Annotated in this window: 18 protein-coding genes and 1 riboswitch; of the genes, 5 read left to right on the forward strand and 13 right to left on the reverse strand. The window is 64.2% G+C overall.

Features of this window, described 5'->3' with window-relative positions:
* Positions 1-37: 37 nt before the first annotated feature.
* The 5 genes from FF80_RS14220 to FF80_RS14240 are packed head-to-tail and all read right to left on the reverse strand — an operon-like array spanning position 38 to position 3,746.
* Complete coding sequence (locus FF80_RS14220) at positions 38-1,294, reverse strand: cobaltochelatase subunit CobN (RefSeq protein WP_035101746.1); 1,257 nt, start codon at positions 1,292-1,294, stop codon at positions 38-40.
* Positions 1,294-1,719: a hypothetical protein gene (locus FF80_RS21940; RefSeq protein WP_035101748.1), complete on the reverse strand. Its 426-nt coding sequence runs from the start codon at positions 1,717-1,719 to the stop codon at positions 1,294-1,296. The genes FF80_RS14220 and FF80_RS21940 overlap by 1 nt, the downstream gene beginning before the upstream one ends.
* A 14-nt stretch (positions 1,720-1,733) precedes the next feature.
* Entirely contained in the window at positions 1,734-2,783 is a 1,050-nt protein-coding gene (gene cobW / locus FF80_RS14230; protein WP_035101750.1) for a cobalamin biosynthesis protein CobW, read from the reverse strand.
* Complete coding sequence (locus FF80_RS14235; RefSeq protein ID WP_035101753.1) at positions 2,780-3,523, reverse strand: CbtA family protein; 744 nt, start codon at positions 3,521-3,523, stop codon at positions 2,780-2,782. Before FF80_RS14235 ends, cobW begins: the two co-directional genes overlap by 4 nt.
* A 22-nt stretch (positions 3,524-3,545) precedes the next feature.
* Positions 3,546-3,746, reverse strand: coding sequence for a CbtB domain-containing protein (locus FF80_RS14240; RefSeq protein WP_035101756.1), 201 nt, complete (start codon positions 3,744-3,746; stop codon positions 3,546-3,548).
* Between the two features lie 54 nt (positions 3,747-3,800).
* Positions 3,801-3,962: riboswitch (cobalamin riboswitch) on the reverse strand.
* Positions 3,963-4,219: 257 nt separating this feature from the next.
* On the opposite strand from FF80_RS14240, the gene FF80_RS14245 reads away from it, so the two are divergent.
* Positions 4,220-4,474: a DUF2164 domain-containing protein gene (locus FF80_RS14245; protein WP_035101758.1), complete on the forward strand. Its 255-nt coding sequence runs from the start codon at positions 4,220-4,222 to the stop codon at positions 4,472-4,474.
* Positions 4,475-4,573: 99 nt separating this feature from the next.
* The gene (locus FF80_RS14250) at positions 4,574-4,930 is read left to right on the forward strand and encodes a DMT family protein (RefSeq protein WP_035101760.1); all 357 of its coding nucleotides are present in this window, start codon (positions 4,574-4,576) and stop codon (positions 4,928-4,930) included.
* Between the two features lie 94 nt (positions 4,931-5,024).
* Here FF80_RS14250 and FF80_RS14255 read toward each other — a convergent pair whose 3' ends face one another.
* Entirely contained in the window at positions 5,025-5,969 is a 945-nt protein-coding gene (locus FF80_RS14255) for a zinc ABC transporter substrate-binding protein (RefSeq protein ID WP_035101762.1), read from the reverse strand.
* A 182-nt stretch (positions 5,970-6,151) separates the two neighbouring features.
* Between FF80_RS14255 and FF80_RS14260 the strand changes: the two genes are divergently transcribed.
* The 3 genes from FF80_RS14260 to FF80_RS14270 are packed head-to-tail and all read left to right on the forward strand — an operon-like array spanning position 6,152 to position 8,203.
* A complete protein-coding gene (locus FF80_RS14260) occupies positions 6,152-6,946 on the forward strand; it encodes an ATP-binding cassette domain-containing protein (protein ID WP_035101765.1) in 795 nt (264 codons plus the stop codon).
* A 35-nt stretch (positions 6,947-6,981) separates the two neighbouring features.
* Positions 6,982-7,800 carry a metal ABC transporter permease gene (locus FF80_RS14265; protein WP_035101767.1) on the forward strand — a complete coding sequence of 273 codons (819 nt, stop codon included), beginning with the start codon at positions 6,982-6,984 and terminating at the stop codon, positions 7,798-7,800.
* Positions 7,790-8,203, forward strand: coding sequence for a Fur family transcriptional regulator (locus FF80_RS14270; protein ID WP_035101769.1), 414 nt, complete (start codon positions 7,790-7,792; stop codon positions 8,201-8,203). The genes FF80_RS14265 and FF80_RS14270 overlap by 11 nt, the downstream gene beginning before the upstream one ends.
* A 291-nt stretch (positions 8,204-8,494) precedes the next feature.
* Here FF80_RS14270 and rsmD read toward each other — a convergent pair whose 3' ends face one another.
* From rsmD to FF80_RS14305, 7 genes are all read right to left on the reverse strand, one after another.
* Positions 8,495-9,049 carry a 16S rRNA (guanine(966)-N(2))-methyltransferase RsmD gene (gene rsmD / locus FF80_RS14275; protein WP_035101772.1) on the reverse strand — a complete coding sequence of 185 codons (555 nt, stop codon included), beginning with the start codon at positions 9,047-9,049 and terminating at the stop codon, positions 8,495-8,497.
* A gap of 124 nt (positions 9,050-9,173) precedes the next feature.
* Complete coding sequence (locus FF80_RS14280; protein WP_052153602.1) at positions 9,174-11,102, reverse strand: pseudouridine synthase; 1,929 nt, start codon at positions 11,100-11,102, stop codon at positions 9,174-9,176.
* A 130-nt stretch (positions 11,103-11,232) separates the two neighbouring features.
* Positions 11,233-11,916, reverse strand: a complete 684-nt coding sequence (locus FF80_RS14285; RefSeq protein ID WP_035101774.1) for a hypothetical protein — start codon at positions 11,914-11,916, stop codon at positions 11,233-11,235.
* 87 nt (positions 11,917-12,003) lie between these two features.
* Positions 12,004-12,567, reverse strand: a complete 564-nt coding sequence (gene lspA / locus FF80_RS14290) for a signal peptidase II (RefSeq protein ID WP_035101778.1) — start codon at positions 12,565-12,567, stop codon at positions 12,004-12,006.
* 161 nt (positions 12,568-12,728) lie between these two features.
* Entirely contained in the window at positions 12,729-15,707 is a 2,979-nt protein-coding gene (gene ileS, locus FF80_RS14295) for an isoleucine--tRNA ligase (protein ID WP_035101782.1), read from the reverse strand.
* Between the two features lie 258 nt (positions 15,708-15,965).
* Positions 15,966-16,943, reverse strand: coding sequence for a bifunctional riboflavin kinase/FAD synthetase (locus tag FF80_RS14300; protein ID WP_035101784.1), 978 nt, complete (start codon positions 16,941-16,943; stop codon positions 15,966-15,968).
* A gap of 5 nt (positions 16,944-16,948) precedes the next feature.
* Positions 16,949-17,815 (reverse strand): TIGR01459 family HAD-type hydrolase, encoded by an 867-nt coding sequence (locus FF80_RS14305; RefSeq protein WP_035101786.1) that lies wholly within the window; start codon positions 17,813-17,815, stop codon positions 16,949-16,951.
* Between the last annotated feature and the right edge of the window lie 511 nt (positions 17,816-18,326).

Consider the following 18,326-nt stretch of genomic DNA (forward strand, 5'->3'; position numbering starts at 1 on the left):
CCGTCCTGAAACCGAACAGTGTGGGTCGTGGGACAGGTCAGATTAGTAGAAGGAGCAGGTTCGTGGGGAGGGTAACGGCGCGTGTGTTGCCTGAGGGGTCGGTGGCGTAGGCGGAGAGGTGGACCTGGCTGCGGTCGTGCCAGACGGCGTCGGCTTTGTGGCCGACGAGGAGGCCGCCGATGCGGCCATCGACTTCGGGCATGACGAGGAACATGGCCAGGTCTTTGGAGCTTAGGCCCTGGCTATCGGCCAGCCATTGAGCCTCGGGGCGGCCGGACTGGATCAGCTGGATCACAGGGCAGTCGGTGCCGGAAAAGGGGTTGGACTTGGCATCGATACTATCGAGGCCGAGGGCGAAGCCGGTGAGGTTGAGGATGGCGGCGGGCGGGAAGGCGGCGAAGGCGCTTTGCACGAAGCGGATGCAGGGGGCTTCCTTGAGGGAGGAGACGAGCAGGGGAACCGGCGCGAGGTTCTGGCGCTCGAGTTCGGCGATGAGGGCTGTGATGGTGGCGGTGCCGGCGCCTTCGAGGGCGGCGCGGTAGAAGAGGATGGGGATGAATGTCTCAGCAGACCTCATCCTGAGCTTGTCGAAGGACGAGGGCGTGGCACCCAAGCCTCCACGCGCTCGACCCCGTGGTTCGACAGGCTCACCATGAGGTCTCTGATGGATGGCAGGTAGGCCGGATTCGTCGGTGATGCCGGTGGTGGGGTGCCAGAGGCCGAAGCGGGCGAAGGGGCTGGGGGTTAGGTCGGTGAGCAAGGCCCCCTCATCCGCCCTTCGGGCACCTTCTCCCACGAGGGGGGAAGGAAGGGGGGCAGCGAGCAGCTCGAACGCATTCAGGATCGTATCGGCATTGTCCGGGCCGCCGGCGATGAAGAGATTGTGCAGGCGCGTCCAGTCATCGGGGTGGATGGTGGAGCGGGATTGCAGGATGGGGTCGGGATTGGCATCGCCGGGGATGAAGGCGAGGGGGATGCGGCTATTGGCGCAGAGGGCGGTGATCTCGTCCACGCCATATTGGAAATAGGCGGCGCCGCCGATGAGGCGGAGCACGACGAGGCGGGCGTGGGCGACAGTTTTCTCCAACCATAGATCGACCGAGAGATTGTTGGAAAGGCGCAGCGTATTGGCGAGGCGCAATTGCTCCTCCCCTGCCCGGTCGGCGGCGGCGGCGAGCATGGCCAGTTCGCTATCGGCGGCGGAGGCGAAAATATAGGCGCCGGGCCGCTGATTGAGATCGATGGCTTCGCCCTCCTGCTGGATGGCGCCGGCCTGGGCGGAGAGGAGATGCATCAGCCTACCCGCAGGCCCGGCAGGGCGGTGGCACAGAAGGCGACAGCTCCGCAAAGGCCGAAAAGCAGGACGACTTCGATCGGCGGCATGGTCAGGCCGAAGAGAACGGGCAGGATGATGGGCAGGGCCACCACCGCCGACAGGGCGCCAATCGCCATGGCCTCCACCAGGCGACGCGGCGCGTCGGCCGCAAGGCCGAGGAAGCGCACGACCAGCGCCGACACGGCCGCCGGAACGAGGCCGAGCATCCATCCCACGACCAGCATGAAGCCGCCCATTTCCACGACATCCTCAAATGTAACCTGCGGCAGCTGTGCCAGCAGCGAAACGACTACATAGACTAAGGCGCCCACCAGCGGGCCGGCGAGCGTGACGGCAAGGAGACGCCAGGCGCCGAGCCGGAGCCGCGGCGCAGGCGCGTTCATGGGCGTTTCCGCGGTCACACCGCCGCCCGCTGCAGGCTCTGCGTGATCGCCGCGCGGTCGAGCGGACTTTCGCCGATGACCACCAGCGCGGTGTCGCGAACCTCGCCCTCCTTCCACGGCCGGTCGAAATAGGCGGTGACGCGGGGGCCGACGGCCTGGATGGCGAGGCGGGCGGCGGCGCCTGGAATGGCGGCAAAGCCCTTGAGGCGGAGGACGTCGTGGTTGCGGATGGTGTCCTCGATTGTGGCGAGGAGATCGTCCTTGCCGGTGATGGCTGGGATGCGCAGCGAGAAGCTGTCGAAATCGTCGTGCTCGTGGGTTTGCCCGCCATGTTCGAGCTCGTGGTGGCTGGGGCGGTTGGCGATATCGTCTTGGCTGCTCATGCCCATGCCGAGCAGGGCTGCGATATCGACATGGCCATTGCGGGCGCGGATGAGGCCGACGCCTGGGCGCATTTCGGCGCGCAAATTGGCTTCGACGACATCGAGCATGGCGGGATCGACCAGATCGGCCTTGTTGACGATGACCAGGTCGGCCACCGAGAGCTGGTCCTCGAAGAGTTCGCCCAGCGGGGTTTCGTGGTCGAGCATTTCGTCCTGGCGGCGCTGGGCGTCGACAGCGGCTTCGTCGCTGGCAAAGCGGCCTTCGGCGAGGGCGGCGGCATCAGCGACAGTGACGATGCCGTCAATGGTGACCTGGGCCTTGATTTCGGGCCAGTTGAAGGCGCGGATCAGTGGTTGGGGGAGCGCCAGGCCCGAGGTTTCGATGACGATGTGATCGAACTTTTCGGGGCGGGCGAGCAGGGCCTGCATGGTGGGGATGAATTCATCGGCCACGGTGCAGCAAATGCAGCCATTGGAGAGCTCGACCATATCCTCTTCGCGGCAGGTGTCGTCGCCGCAACCGGCCAGGATATCCTTGTCGACTCCCAGATCGCCGAACTCGTTGATGATCAGGGCGATGCGCTTGCCCTTGGGGGCATGGGCGAGAAGGTGGCGGACCAGGGTCGTTTTGCCGGCGCCGAGAAAGCCGGTGATGACGGTGGTGGGGATCTTTTCGGTCATGCAATGGCTCCGATCGGGGTGGCCGCGCGGGCGGCAAAGAGGTCGTTGAGGCGGCCGAAAACGGCGCCAAGCACGGCCCAGAACACGGCCGAGGTGCCCAGGGTGATGGCGGCGAATTCGGTGGCGAGGTGGGCGGGGACGGCGCTGGGCTCATCGGGGGCGATGGGCGCGCCGATAATGTGGGGGGCAACGATCAGCGCGACAGCCACGGCAATGGCCCAGCTGGCGCGGGTCTTGGCGAGCAGCACGAAGGCGGCGCCGGTGGCGATGGCGGTGCCCACCCACCAGAGCTGGCGGGCGAAGAGATCGGCCGCTGGCATGCCGGGAAGTTCGGGCGCCAGGCCATAGGCGGGTGCCAGCGAGAAGGTGATGAAACCGGCGGCGCCCCAGAACAGGCCATTGGCGAAGGTGATGGGGATATTGGCGAACATGGAAACGGCGCCGATGACCAGGGCAAAGCCGGCGGCGGCGAGGATTGTGGCAAGCGCGGTATAGGCGGTGCGCTCGAAGCCGTCTTGCGGGGCCCATTCTTCGACAGCGGCGTGGCTGTGTTCGGCAGTGCCTGCTGCATGTTCGTGGCCGGCGACTACGGCCGCTTCGCCATGGCTGTGGCCACCTTCGCCCTCGAAGGTTTCGGCATGCAGAATAAGCGGGGTGACGCGGAAATGCTGGATGGCGGCGGTCAATAGGCCAGCGGCCAGCGCTGCGAAAAGCGCAGCGGCAAACAGATTGCGGATCATTTTGTTTCTCTCGTGCGCTGCCCTAGTGGCAGGGGAAGCCCATGGCGTGGCGGGTGTCGTGGGCGCCATTATGCAGGCGGAAATCACCAGCAAAACCGGTGCCGACCAAAAGGGTCAGACCGAGCATGAGGGCCAGGACACCAGCGATAAGGCGCTGGGACAAGGAGAGAGAAGTGGGGACGGCGGTAGGCGTATTGATCGTGGTATTGGTCGTAGTATTCATGGCAGCACCCTCCGTGCGCGGAATAGATGGGCTCTTCGCCCGGCTTGTGTGCCGGCAGGTCTCCTGGCTCGCGGTGATAGCCACTCCCCTCGCCTTCCCGGCTATTCGCCAGTGGCATGAGAGGGGAATGCACCGCTTACAGTTGCGGGGGCAGCCACGGTTTTGCGCCCTGATGGGTACGTCGCACCGTGTTCCCTTTTCCAGCCTTTCGCTTGCGGCGTGATGCCTTGCGCTTCAGGCTGGGTATCCCCTTGCCACAACGGACGCGGGGAACCAACACGAGGATTGGTTTGCCACTAAATCGGGCGGACCGCAATGTGGTTGGTAGGAAAGGAGCGAAACCGTCAAGTATGCGGGCGCAGGCCGGTGAACGATTTTGCCGAAGGCGCCAAATGCGACTCGCAGTAGACCTCATCCTGGGTGAGCCTCGTGGTTCGACAGACTCACCATGAGGCCTTTTGGAGAATTGTGAGATGAAACCGATCAAATTCAGCCGCGAGGAAACCAAGGCCATCGTGGATGAAATCCGCGACTATTTCCGCAACGAGTTGGACCAGGACATTGGCTCCATTCCGGCCGAGATGCTGATGATGTTCTTTGCCGACAAGATGGGCGCCTATTTCTACAATCGCGGGGTTTATGACGCGCAGGCCCTGGTGCGCGAGCGGATGGACAATCTGACCGACGATCTGTTCGGACTGGAGCAGCCGACCAAGCATGTGCGTTAGGGCAGTGCGCAGCGGGAAACGGAGGTTCCCGCTTTCGCGGAATGACATGGTGGGGGATGGGGCGCTAGAAGCAGGGCGCGTTCTGTTCAGGAGGAAGCCTTGGGCTTCAACTTTGCCACTTTTGCCCCGATCGGGCTGTTGCTCGCGTCCAATGTATTCATGACCTTTGCCTGGTATGGGCATTTGAAATGGCCGACATCGGCACTGTGGCTGGCGGTGATGATCAGCTGGGGTATCGCGTTTTTCGAATATTGGCTGGCGGTGCCGGCCAATCGGATTGGGGAAGCGGTCTATAGCCCGTCCGAACTCAAGACCATTCAGGAAGTGATCTCGCTTTCGGTATTCGCGGTGTTCACCGTGTTCTACTTCGGCGAGAAGCTGACGCTGAACCACGGGATCGGGTTCGGGATGATCGCGCTGGGGGCGTTCTTCATCTTCAAGGGGCCGATCAAGTAGGATTTGCCAGGCATCGGGATACCCCCTCCCAACCTCCCCCCGATAGGGGGAGGGACCATCTGGGGGTTGAGGCTGGATCGAGCGCGGGTACCCGCTACTTCAGGCAATCGACCAGTGAGGTGGCGAGGCCACGCAGCAGGTTGGGGTAGAGATCGGAACCTTCGGTGAGGGCGCCGCCTTCGGGGTCGAGGACGCCCGACTTGGCCTGGCTGCCTTCGGTGATGGCCTTGATGATGGTGGGTTCGAAATTGGGCTCGGCGAAGACGCAGGTGGCACCCAGTTCGGCGACCTTGGTCTTGAGCTCGTCGATGCGCTGGGCGCCGGGCATGGTATCGGGCGTGACGGTGATGGAGCCGGCCAGCTCGAGCCCGAAGCGGGATTCGAAATACTGATAGGCATCGTGGAAGACGATGAAGGGCTTGTCCTTGACCGGAGCGAGAGTGGCGTCGAGTTCGGTTTCCAGTACATCGAGCGCGGCAATCTCGGTGGCGGCATTGGCCTGGTAGGCGGCAGCGTTTTCGGGATCGGCCTTGGCCAGGGTGGCGGCGATTTCGGTGACCATCAGCTTGGCATTTTCCGGATCGAGCCAGAAATGCATGTCGCCTTCGCCATGTTCGCCATGATCGTGTTCTTCATGTTCGTGATCGTGATCACCGCCCTCGCCCTCATGGGAGTGATGCTCGAAGGCGCCGCCTTCGCGGACCGGCAGGATGGTGATGCCGGGGGCCTCGGCCAGTTCGACGATCTGGGCATTGGGCGCCAGGGTATCGAGGGCATCGGCTAGGAAGAGCTCCATGCCATGGCCGGTCCAGAAGACGATATCGGCGGATTCCAGCGCGCCGGCATCGGAGGGGCGCAGGGCATAGGTGTGGGGAGAGGCGGCGCCCTTGACGATCAGCGTGGGCTCGCCAACGCCCGCCATGACCGCGGCGACCAGGGAATGCACCGGCTTGATGGAGGCCACGACATTGGGCGCGGCATAGACCGTGGAGGTCAGGAGGAGCGCGGACAGCATGGCAAAGGGGGCGAGACGTTGCATTTGGAGGAGACCTCTTGAACGGGAGCAGGCAAGTGATATGTAATGTTATTACGCTTGTAGCGATGTTATGCTATAACGTAAAGAATGACGTCAAGGGGTGATTGACCGCTGTGCCGGGTTCGTGTTCGGGCAGCAGCATCCCGCGCCCTCCCTCAAGCGGGAGGAATGGAGCCGATAGAATTATGGATGCCTTGGCCGAGAAAGAAACGCTGGTGACCTTGCGCGGGGCCGGCGTGAGCCGGGGCCACCGCCGGCTGGTGCATGGGGTGGACCTGACGCTGCGGCGGGGCGAGATCGTGACGCTGATCGGGCCCAATGGGTCGGGCAAATCGACCACGGCCAAGATGGTGACCGGCGTCTATAAGCCGACCGAAGGCAGCGTGACCCGGCGGGCTGGCATTACCATCGGCTATGTACCGCAAAAGCTGAGCATTGACTGGACCATGCCGCTCAATGTGGAGCGGCTTATGACATTGACCGGGCGACATAGCGCGGGCGAAATCGACGCGGCGCTGGAAGCGGTGGGCGCGACGCGGCTGCGCAAGGCGGCGGTGCAGGAATTGTCGGGCGGAGAATTTCAGCGGGTGCTGTTTGCGCGGGCGATGATCCGCAAGCCGGACCTTTTGGTGCTGGACGAGCCGGTGCAGGGGGTCGATTTTTCCGGCGAAGTGGCGCTGTACGAATTGGTGCGCACTATTCGCGACACGACGCAAAGCGGGATCCTGATGATTTCGCACGATCTGCATGTGGTTATGGCGGAGACCGATATCGTGATCTGCCTCAATGGCCATATGTGCTGCACGGGCACGCCTTCGGCGGTGAAGCGGAGCCCGGAATACCTGAAACTGTTCGGCGAGCGCGCGGCGCAGACGCTGGCGATTTATGAGCACCATCACGATCACGAGCACCATGACGACGGGTGCGTGGTGGGGGCGGGCGAGCACCATCATGAGCATGAAGGGCATCGGCATGGCTGAGTCAGTCGACGCAACCTCCAATATTGGGGCAACATATGTTCGGTGATTTCTTCTCGCGCGCGCTGATTGCCGGAATTGGGCTGGCGCTCGTCACGGGGCCGCTCGGCTGCTTCGTCGTGTGGCGGCGGATGGCGTATTTTGGGGATACGATGGCGCATTCGGCGCTGCTGGGGGTGGCGCTGTCGATCATCCTGTCGCTCAATATGACGCTGGGCGTATTCGCGGTCGCGGCTTTTGTGGCGGGAGCGCTGATTATCCTGCAGCGGCAGGCGACGTTGTCGACCGATGCGCTGCTGGGGATTTTGAGCCATTCGACGCTGGCCGTGGGGCTGGTCCTGGTGGGGTTTATCACTACGGTGCGGATCGACCTGATGGGGTTCCTGTTCGGCGATATCCTGGCCGTGTCGACGCAGGACATTGCCATTATCTATGGCGGTGGGGCCGCGATCCTCGCCATTCTCATTCTGGGATGGCGGCCTTTGCTGGCGTCGACGGTGAGCCCGGAATTGGCGGAGGCGGAGGGGCTGCGGCCTGAGGTCAGCCGGCTGGTGCTGATGATCCTGATGGCCAGCGTGATCGCCATTGCCATGAAGCTGGTGGGGGTGCTGCTGATTACCTCGCTGCTGATCATTCCCGCGGCGACGGCGCGCCGGCTGAGTGCGACGCCCGAGCAAATGGCTTTGGTTGCCGCGCTGCTGGGGGTCGTGGCGGTGGTGGGTGGGCTATTCGGCTCGAAAACCTGGGATACCGCGTCTGGCCCTTCGATTGTGGTGATGGCTTTGATAGTATTTGGCGTGTCGCTGGCGGTTCCCGTCGGGCGATTGTTCGGCAGGAGACCGATCCATGGCGCATAGTCACGACGTTCCCAGCGACCTGACGCGCAATCAGGGGCTGGTTCTGGGCACATTGAACCATTCGGCCGGGCCGCTCAGCGCCTACGATATTCTGGACAAGCTGCGCGGCGACGGGCTGCGGGCGCCGCTGCAGGTGTATCGCGCGCTCGACAAGCTGGTGGAGCGCGGGCTGGCCCATCGCCTGGAATCGCTCAATGCGTTCGTGGCCTGTGCCGACGAGCATTGCCATCGCAAGGGGCTGATTGCGTTTGCGATCTGCGAAAACTGCGGGAAGGTGGACGAATTCGCCGACGCGGTGATCGAGGAGCGGCTAGGCGCCTGGGCGGGGCAAAAGGGCTTCAAGGTCGAGCGGACCACGATGGAGATTCGCGGGCGGTGTGAGGCTTGTGCGGTGGCGGCCTGAGTCCAACCTCTGATCCTTCCTTCTCCCCTTGCGGGGGAAGGTGCCCGAAGGGTGGATGAGGGGTTTCTTCCTAGGTCTCTGGGCATGGGAGGGCGCAGAACCCCTCACCCTGTCAATTCTGCTGAACGCAGAATTGCCGTCCCTCTCCCTCAAGGGCGAGGGTGGGTCCGGTGTGACGAGGCTTCGTGCCACGCCCTCGTGGTTCGACAGGCTCACCATGAGGTCTACTTTTAGATCGCGATATTCCCAATAGACCTCATCCTGAGCTTGTCGAAGGACGAGGTCGTGGCGCTATTCCAAACTCAAGAAATGCACTGCTGCTGCGCCATACTCCCGGCGGTCTTCTAGCGTGAAGCCGGCGGGGAGTTCGACCGTCGCGTCCACGCTGTCTTCGAGGACTATGGTGGCGCCGGGGGCGAACCAGCCATTGGCCAGAAGCCCGGCGAGGGCCTGTTCGCCCAGGCCCTTGTTGTAGGGCGGATCGAGGAAGACCAGGTTGAACTGGCCGAAAGTGCCGGGCGTGCCCAGATCGGTGGCATCGCGGCGCAAGAGCTTGGTGATGCCCCCTGCCCCGAAGGCTTCAATGTGATCACGGATGATGCCGCGGGCTTCGGCGCCCGTGTCGACGAAGGTGACGTGCGCGGCGCCGCGCGAAAGCGCTTCGAGGCCCAGGGCGCCGGTGCCGGCGAAGAGGTCCAGCACGCGGACGCCGTCAAAGACCGGGCCGAGGCGGCTGGCGAGGATGTTGAACATGCTCTCGCGGACGCGGTCGGCGGTGGGGCGGATGGTTTCGTCCGAAGGCGAGGTCAGTTGCTTGCCGCGAAATTTTCCGGCGACGATGCGCATGGGGAGGCTCCATCCTGAAGACGTTAGGAAACGGAGATCCCCGCTTTCACGGGGATGACATTGTGGGTGGGTGGCGAGGTGCCACGACCCCATGGTTCGACAAGCTCACCATGAGATCTGCTATTTAGGACTTGGGGCGGCGCGGCCCGGTGGGGCGGGCGCCGCCGGAGGGACGACCGGCGCCGCCGCTGGGGCGGCCACCCGAGCCGGGACGACCACCGGCGGCAGGACGGCCACCGGGCTTAGGGCCACGCTGGGGGGCGGCTCCGTCACGCTTGGGGTGGGGCTTGCCATCAGCGCGGGTCTTGGGCTTGCCGTAGGTCTTGGCTTCCGAGCCTAGATTGTCGCGGCCCGGACGAGGAGCGCGGTCCGGGCGGGGTCCGCGATCGGGGCGCGGAGCACGGTCGGCGTCGGGACGGAAGCTGCGCGGCTTTTCCGAGAAATTGCGGCCGGGGCGCTTGGGCGCGCCGGTAAAGGCTGCGCCATCGCCGCGTTCGCTATCGGGACGGAGGCGGGGTGCAAAGCTGCGCGGGGCGCGTTCGCCGGCGCCGGCATCATTGCGGCGCGGACCGCGCGGCGTGCCGGTAAAGGCACGATCCTGCGGGGGACGGCCGCCCTCGGGGCGGGGAGAACGGGGACGCTCGGCGAAACCGCGCTGGGGCGCGCCGGCATCGTCGCGACGGGGCGGACGATCACCGAAATCGCGCTTGGGGCGCTCGCTGCGATCGGCAAAGCCACGGGCACCGGCGGGACGCCCGCTGAAGGCGCGCTTGGGACGATCCTCGCCCTCGCGGCGCGGCTTGCCGAAGGCCGGCTTGTCGCCAAAGGATTTTTTGTCGCCATAGGGCTTCTTGTCACCATAGGGCTTCTTGTCGCCGAAGGATTTCTTCTCGCCAAAGGCGGGCTTGGCGGGGCGTTCGGGACGCTTGCCGAAGGTGCGGGCGGGTTGATCATCGGGATCGCGCCAGGCGGGCTTGTTGCCGCCGCGCTTGGGCGTAAATTCCTCGGGCGCGCGGCCATCTTCGTCGAAATGGATGCGGCGGGGCGGCGCCATTTCTTCTTCGGCACGCGGGTCGACGCGCCTGGTGACGGGCTTGCGGCTGTCAAAACGCCCGGGGCGATCCTGGCGCGGACGCTCGGCGCGGAGTTCTTCCTCACTCTTTTCGGCGTGATCGGTGAAGCGGAAGCGCTGGCGGGCGATTTCGACGGTATTGGTGCCGCGGCCGGTGAGGCGATCACGGGTGGGTTTGCCGACAAGCTGGTTGATTTCGGGCATTTCGCTGTCGAAATCGACATCGGCGGCTTCGGCCAGCTTCTTGCCGAGCTGTTCGCGCAGGGTCGAGGCCTTCACGGTTTCGATGGCACCGACAGGGATATCGTTGAGCTGGAAGGGGCCATAGGAAACGCGGATCAGGCGATTGACCTCGAGACCAAGCGCGCCGAGCACGTTCTTGACTTCGCGGTTCTTGCCTTCGCGCAGGGCCATGACGATCCACACATTGGAGCCCTGATCGCGCTCGAGGGTCGCTTCGATGGAGCCGTATTTGATGCCGTCGATCTCGATGCCATCCTTGAGACGATCGAGCGCCGCCTGGGTGACACTGCCATGGGCGCGCACGCGATAGCGGCGCAGCCAGCCGGTGGCAGGCAATTCGAGCACGCGCTTGAGGCCACCATCATTGGTAACGAGCAGCAGGCCTTCGGTATTGATATCGAGGCGGCCGACGGAGACGACGCGCGGCAGGCCGTGTTGTTCGAGCGCCTCAAAGACGGTGGGGCGGCCTTCGGGATCTTTCTCGGTGACCACGAGGCCCGCCGGCTTGTGATAGAGCCAGACGCGCGTGCCCTGGCGGGCCGCGAGCGGGGCGCCATCGACCATGACCTTGTCGCGCCCGGTGACATTGAAGGCAGGGGTCAGCACTTTCTTGCCGTTGACGCTGACGCGGCCGGTGGTGATCCAGGCTTCGGCATCGCGGCGGGAGCAGAGGCCGGAGCGGGCAATGACCTTGGCGAGGCGGTCGCCGGTGTCGGGAGTGGCAGGGGTATCGGTCATTGGCGGAGTGCCTTCATGTCATGCGGGACCCATTTGGGCGGCGCTGGTGGAGCAATGGAGGTTTCCATCGCACAAAAAGAACGCCCCGCACAGGGCGGGGCGCATGGAAAGATGCCAGACCGGCTGGCGATCAGTCCTTCATGTCCCTGATTTCCGAATCGATGGCGCCACCGAGCATGCCCGAGCCGGTCGGACCCTGCACGCGCAGGGCGCGGCGGATTTCATCGGGGCAGCTCGGGTCGCTGAGCGACACGATCTGGCCAGACGGATTGCGGCAGACCATGTCGGCATTGCCGACGCGGGTGAAATATTCGTCGGGCGGCAGGTAAAGCGGGCGCTTGCCATTGACCCCGACCGCCATATTGGCGGCCTGCATGCGGGAGGTGAGTGCACGGGCTTCAGCTTCGGTGAGCGGGCGGCCCGAGAGCGAACGCAGGTCAACGACCTTGGCATTGCGCAGGCGGGTAATGTCGGCTTCGCTGAGACCGGACGCATCGATCCGCACCGCATCGCTATTGGCGGGCAGCTGGGCGACGGCGGCAGCCGTGGTGGGGGCCGGCAGATTTTCGGCATTGCGCGGCAATACCAGCGGCGCGCGGGCCTGGGTGGGCTCCTCCTTGGGCGTTTCGCCGGGAATGAGGCCAAAGCCGCGGGCGGTGGAGCTCATCACCTCGCGCTCGAATGTGCCGGGATCGGTGAGGGCATTGGTGCCCTCCACGGTCGTGCAGGCAGCCAGCGTGGCAGCAAGCAACAGGCCCAGTGACGCCATTGAGGCCTTGCGAGCAATCGCGCGCCCGATCAATCCAATACGCATGCAACGTCCTTCACGATTTCGGCCGCGCTTATATAGCATCCTGCCGCCTAAGACCAGATTCTGGCAGTAAAGTGTTCGCCACCCAAATCATACCTTGGCGGAGCGCGGGCGACCGATGCCGAACATGTCGGCAATGAGCAGGACGACGCCCAGCGTGATGGCCATATCGGCGATGTTGAAGATATAGAACGAATAGCTCTGCCAGTGGAAATGGAAGAAATCGGCCACCGCGCCATAGAGCAGGCGATCGAGCGCATTGGACAGCGCGCCGCCAATGCAGAGCGCCAGGCCCATGCGGATCAGCCGCTGCTCGGCGCGCCACCACCAGACCGAGAGCAGCACAATGGCGACCAGCATGATGGCGCCCAGGCCCCAGACGGGCAGGCTATCGAACAGGCCATAGGAAATGCCGGTATTCCAGACCAGGACATAATCGAAGAAATCAGTGACGCGCACGACTTCGCCGCCGCGCCAATTGGTCATGGAGACGGGGATATAGGAGGTGAAGACCTCCACGCATGGCGCGGCGCCCAGCGCAACGCAATCGGCGGAGACCTGGAACGCCTTGTGGGCGCGATCGATGCCGAAGGCGAGGATGGCCGCGGTGAGGGAGGCGTAGGTGGCGGGATTGGTGAGTTTGGTGATGTTCATCGGGGCAATTTGCTCCTTCTTCCCTTCTCCCCTGTGGGAGAAGGTGGCGCGCAGCGCCGGATGAGGGGTCAGCGGTGGCGGAGAGACCCCCTCACCCGCCCTTCGGGCACCCTCTCCCACAAGGGGAGAGGGACGACAGAGCGACAAGCGCAGCGCAAGCGTTACAGCCCCAGTTCGGCGCGTTCGCGTAGGGCCTGGGCGTCGCGCAGGGAGACGTCGGGGAAGTCGGGGTCGGAGCCGACTTCGGGCAGGACTTTCCAGGAGCGGGCGCAGCGATTGCCTTCGGCCAAGGCCGGGACCACCGCGACGCCGGGGACGTCTTCGAGGCGGAAGCCGTCGGCGGGGCCTTCGCTGGCGAGCAGAGAAATGTCCGAGGTGATGGCGATCTCGGCCAGGTCCTGGCCCTCGAGCGCGGTGAGGTAACGCTCATCGGCGATGAAGACCTGGGGAGCGGCTTCGAGCGAAGAGCCGATGCGCTTTTCGCGGCGCTCGATTTCGAGCGCGCCGGTCACCACGCGACGGACGGCGCGGATGAGCTGCCATTTATTGGCGAGATCATCGTCGAGCCATTCGGCGGGCACTTCGGGCAGCAGGCGCAGATGGACCGAGGCGCCCTCCTCCTTGTGCCGCTCCAACCAGCATTCTTCCATGGTGAAGACCAGGATGGGTGCGAGCCAGGCCGTGAGGCAATCGAACAGGTGATGCAGCACGGTGAGCGAGGCCTTGCGACGCACCGAGGAGATCGGGTCGCAATAGAGCGCGTCCTTGCGGATATCGAAGTAGAAGGCCGAGAGCTCGATATTCATGAAATTGCCGAGCAGGGTCACGACGCGACGGAAATCATATTCCTTGAACGCGGTGCGGACCTGGCCATCGAGCTGGGCCAGACGGTGCAGCATGAGCCGTTCGAGCTCGGGCATATCGGCAAAGGCGACGGTGTCGGTTGGCTGGTAATGGGCGAGATTGCCCAAGAGCCAGCGCAAAGTGTTGCGCAGCTTGCGGTAGCTATCGACGGTGGTCTGGATGATTTCCTTACCCAGGCGCAGATCTTCCGAATAGTCGGAGGAGGCTACCCAGAGGCGCAGGATATCGGCGCCATATTGCTTGATGATGTCCTGCGGGGCGACGGTATTGCCCAGCGACTTGCTCATCTTGCGGCCTTCGCCATCCATGGTGAAGCCGTGCGTGAGCACGCTGTCATAGGGGGCAAAGCCGTTGGTGGCGCAGCTTTCGAGCAGGGAGGAATGGAACCAGCCGCGGTGCTGGTCGGAGCCTTCGAGATACATCGAGGCCGGGAATTTCAGATGCGGCCACTTTTGCTTGTTGCGCAGCACCCAGGAATGGGTGGTGCCGCTATCGAACCACACATCGAGCACGTCGGTGACCATTTCATAGTCTTCGACGGGGTATTGCGAGCCAAGATAATGCGCGGCTGCGCCGGGCTTGTACCAAGCATCTGCGCCTTCTTCCTCGAAGGACTGGGCGATGCGGTGATTGACGATCTCGTCCTTGAGGATTTCCCCGGTTTGCCTATGCACGAAAACCGTGATCGGCACGCCCCAGGCGCGCTGGCGCGACAGGACCCAATCGGGGCGGTCGGCGATCATCGAGCGGAGACGGTTCTGGCCCGCGGCGGGATAGAACTTGGTCTGGTCGATGGCGCGCAGGGCACGGGCGCGCAGGGTGTCGCCACCCTGGGCGCTGATATCGCGGTCCATATAGACGAACCATTGCGGGGTATTGCGGAAGATCACCGGCTTTTTGGAGCGCCATGAATGGGGGTATTGGTGCTTGACGCGGCCGCGGGCGACCATGGCGTGGCGCTCAGCCAAAGCCGTGATGACGCGCTGGTTGGCGTCGCCCTTCTTGCCATTGTCATCGATGACGCGGGCGCCCTCGAGGCCGGGGGCGTCCTTGGTGTAGAAACCGTCATCGCCAACCACATAGGGGATGGCGCTGTCGATGCCCTTTTCGGCAAGCAGGCGGCCCGAATTCATCCAGATCTCGAAGTCGTCGAGGCCATGGCCGGGGGCGGTGTGGACAAAGCCCGTGCCGGTATCGTCGGTGACGTGATCGCCATCGAGCAAGGGCACATCGAAAGTGTAGCCGCCACCAAAGCCGCGCAGCGGATGGGCGCAGGCAGTGATGGTGCCGGGATCGACATCGTGCAGGCGCTTGGTACCGGTGACCTTGGCCTTGGTGAAGACCTCGGCCGCCAGATTATCGGCCAGCACATAACGCTCTCCGACGCTGGCCCAATTGCCTTCGGGCGCCTCGGTGATTTCGTAGAGGCCATAGCTGATCCTACTGGAATAGCTGATGGCGCGGTTGGCCGGGATGGTCCAGGGCGTGGTGGTCCAGATGACGACGAAGGCGCCATCAAGGCCACGGATGGCGTCGGCGCTGGCGGCAAAGCCACCCTCGGCCTTGGTATCGACATTGGCCGAGGCGCCCAGAACCGGGAATTTCACCCAGATGGTGTCGCTTTCGTAATCGGCATATTCGATTTCGGCTTCGGCGAGGGCCGTGCGCTCGACCACAGACCACATGACGGGCTTACTGCCGCGATAGAGCTGGCCCGACATCGAGACCTTCATCAACTCGCGGGCGATCTGCGCCTCGGCATCAAAGCTCATGGTGAGATAGGGCACGTCCCACTCGCCAAGCACGCCAAGGCGCTTGAATTCCTCGCGCTGGATATCGACCCATTGCTCGGCAAAGGTGCGGCATTCCTGGCGGAATTCGATGATCGGGACTTCGTTCTTGTCCTTGCCCTTGGCGCGGTACTGCTCTTCGATCTTCCATTCGATGGGCAGGCCGTGGCAGTCCCAGCCGGGGACATAGGCAGCATTATGCCCCAAGAATTGCTGGGACCGGCTGATCATGTCTTTCAGCGTCTTATTGAGCGCGTGGCCGATATGGATATTGCCATTGGCGTATGGGGGGCCGTCATGCAGGGTAAACAGCGGCCGGTCGGCGGCCTGCTCGCGCTGCAGCTTATAAATGTCCATGTCTTCCCAGCGCTTGAGCCAGACGGGCTCGCGCTCGGGCAAGCCCGCGCGCATGGGGAAAGCGGTTTCCGGGAGGAAGAGCGTCGACGAATAATCGGTTTCGGCGGCGCCCGCAGCGGTATCGGTCATGGGGTAAGCAATCGCATGGGAAGAATTGGGCGCCTTTTAGCAAGGCGTGGGCGATGGGGCAAAGGGTGATTTGGTGGGTGGGGTTGGCGCGGCGCTCGCGGGTATGGGTTTGCGGTGACTTCAGCACCCCCTCCCTTCCCTCCCCACAAGGGGGAGGGTGATATCGAGTGCTTGGCAGCATCTCGTCAGATCAACCGGGTTCACCCTCCCCTTGATGGGGAGGGCTAGGGAGGGGTGGAGGGACGCCACGGTTTGGCCTTAGCCCCCGACGAACCCCAACCGCAGATCCAGCGGACTAATGGGCTTGCCTTCGGCAATGAGCGTGCGGGCCTTGCGGCTGTCGCGGTCCATGGCAGCGATCAGCTCGTCCAGGCCGGAAAACACTTCCTGGCCGCGAATGTGGGCGACGAGCGCGACCGAAATGGTCTGGCCGTAAATGTCGCCGGCAAAATCGAACAGGTGTGTCTCGAAAGGCGGGCGCTGGTTGTCGAACATGGGCTTGCCGAAGGCGGCGACGCCGTCGAGCAGGCGATCGCCTAGCCGCGCACGGACGGCGAAGACGCCCTGGGCGAGCTGGAAGCCGGTGGGCACGGCCATGTTGGCGGTGGGATAGCCCAGTTCGCGGCCACGCTGATCGCCCTGTTCGACCACGCCCTCAAAGAACCAATGATAGCCGAGCAGGCGGTTGGCGGCGGTGACGGCGCCTTCGGAAAGGGCGGCGCGGATGCGCGAGGAGGAAATGGGTTCGTCCCCCTCATCCATCAGGCCCAGCGTTTCGACGGCAAAGCCGAGGCGGTCGCCTTCGGCCTTGAGGAAGGTGGGGGTGCCGCGGCGCTGGCGGCCGAAATGGAAATCGGTGCCGACAATAACGCCGGTGACGCCGAGCGCATCGACGAGGAAGCGGGAGACGAAGTCCTCGGCCTCGATCTGGGAGAAGGCACGGTCGAAATTGAGGATGGCGATGGCATCGAGCCCCAGGGCTTCGGCAAGGCGCGCCTTGGCATCGCCTTGGGTGAGGCGGAACATGAAGGGGGCGGGCGCAAAAACATCACGCGGATGCGGCTCGAAAGTGAGTACGACGGCAGGCACGCCAGCCTGGGCGGCGCGGGCCTTGAGCAGTTCGAGCACCGATTGGTGGCCGCGGTGGAAGCCATCGAAATTGCCGATAGCGACATAGGCGCCGCGCAGGGAGGCCGGGACGGCGGCCAGATTGGAGAGGCGGAGAAAATCGGGCACGGCGATTACCAGGAGAGGCGCGGCAGGAAGCCGGCCAGACGGGCGCGGCTGGGGGCGACGAGATCGGCAATGGCCTGCGGATCTGGCTTGCCGAAGGCGTCGAGTTCGGCGGCGTGGATAGAGCCGGTGATGAACAGCAGATCGAGGCCGAACTGGGCGGCGCCGGTGGCGTCGGTGCGCACGCTATCGCCAATGGCGAGGACGCGGGATTTGTCGAGCTTGCGGCCGGCGGCAACTTCAGCGAGGCGGAAGGCTTCCTCATAGATCGGCTGGTAGGGCTTGCCGGCCATCAGCACCATGCCGCCCATGGCGGCGTAGAGATCGCCCAGAGCGCCGCCGCAATAAATGATCTTGTCGCCATGCTCGACCACGCGGTCGGGATTGGCGCAGATCATGGGCAGCTTGCGGGCGAGCCAGAACCTGGCGCGCTCGCGATACATTTCGGGGGTGTCCTCATCGGTATCAAGATCGGTGACCACGACCACTTCGGCCTCTTCGGGGCCGGTGCGACGGACATTGAGGCCTTCGTAGAGCGCGTCATCCTCGGTGGCGGGGCCGACATGGTGGATGGCGCGGCCGGAATATTTGGCGATCATCGTGCGGGTGGCGTCGCCCGAGGAAACGATGGCGTCATAGGCTTCGCGCACGACACCCAGATCATCGAGCAGCTCGACGATGGGGCCGGATGGCCGGGGCGCATTGGTGATGAAGACGGCCTTGCCCCCTGCCCGGCGGAATTCGGCCAGCGCCTCGACGGCGCTGGGGAAAGCGGCGACGCCGTTGTGTACCACGCCCCAGACGTCGCTAAGGACGGCATCGTATCGGCCCGCCAGATCGGAAAGACCGGCGATGTTGGGAATGGTCTGGGTCATGGCTGGGATCCGGCGCGGTGGAAGGCATGTCCTATGTGGCAGCTTGGGAGCCAGGATCAAGCAAAAAGCGGCGCGGGGCGGGTTTGCAATGGGTGCATCCGCGAAGGCGAAACACCGAAGACCTCATGGTGAGCTTGTCGAACCACGAGGTCGAGCGAGTGGAGATCGGGATGCCACGACCTCTTCCTTCGACAGGCTCAGGATGAGGTCTACTGAACTGGGCGGGCTCACGCTACTCCAAGCAGAGGTTCCCGTTGGGGTTCTGGCATGGGATGGCATGCGCCATTCGAGCGCAGCGCTCATGGCCTTCTCACCTCAAATCGCTCCACTGGAGCGATTTGCCCCTGCGGGACGGATCGAAGCCCCTCACCCTGATCATTCTTCTGAACGAAGAATGATCTGTCCCTCTCCCTCAAGGGGAGAGGGTGAGTTCCGTGCTTGGCTAGACCTCTACCCGCTGGCGGGTGACCTGGCGGAGGGGTTCAGCCATGAGGTCGGGGCGGATGGGGCC

The sequence above is a fragment of the Devosia sp. LC5 genome (assembly GCF_000735585.1).
Lineage (GTDB): Bacteria > Pseudomonadota > Alphaproteobacteria > Rhizobiales > Devosiaceae > Devosia.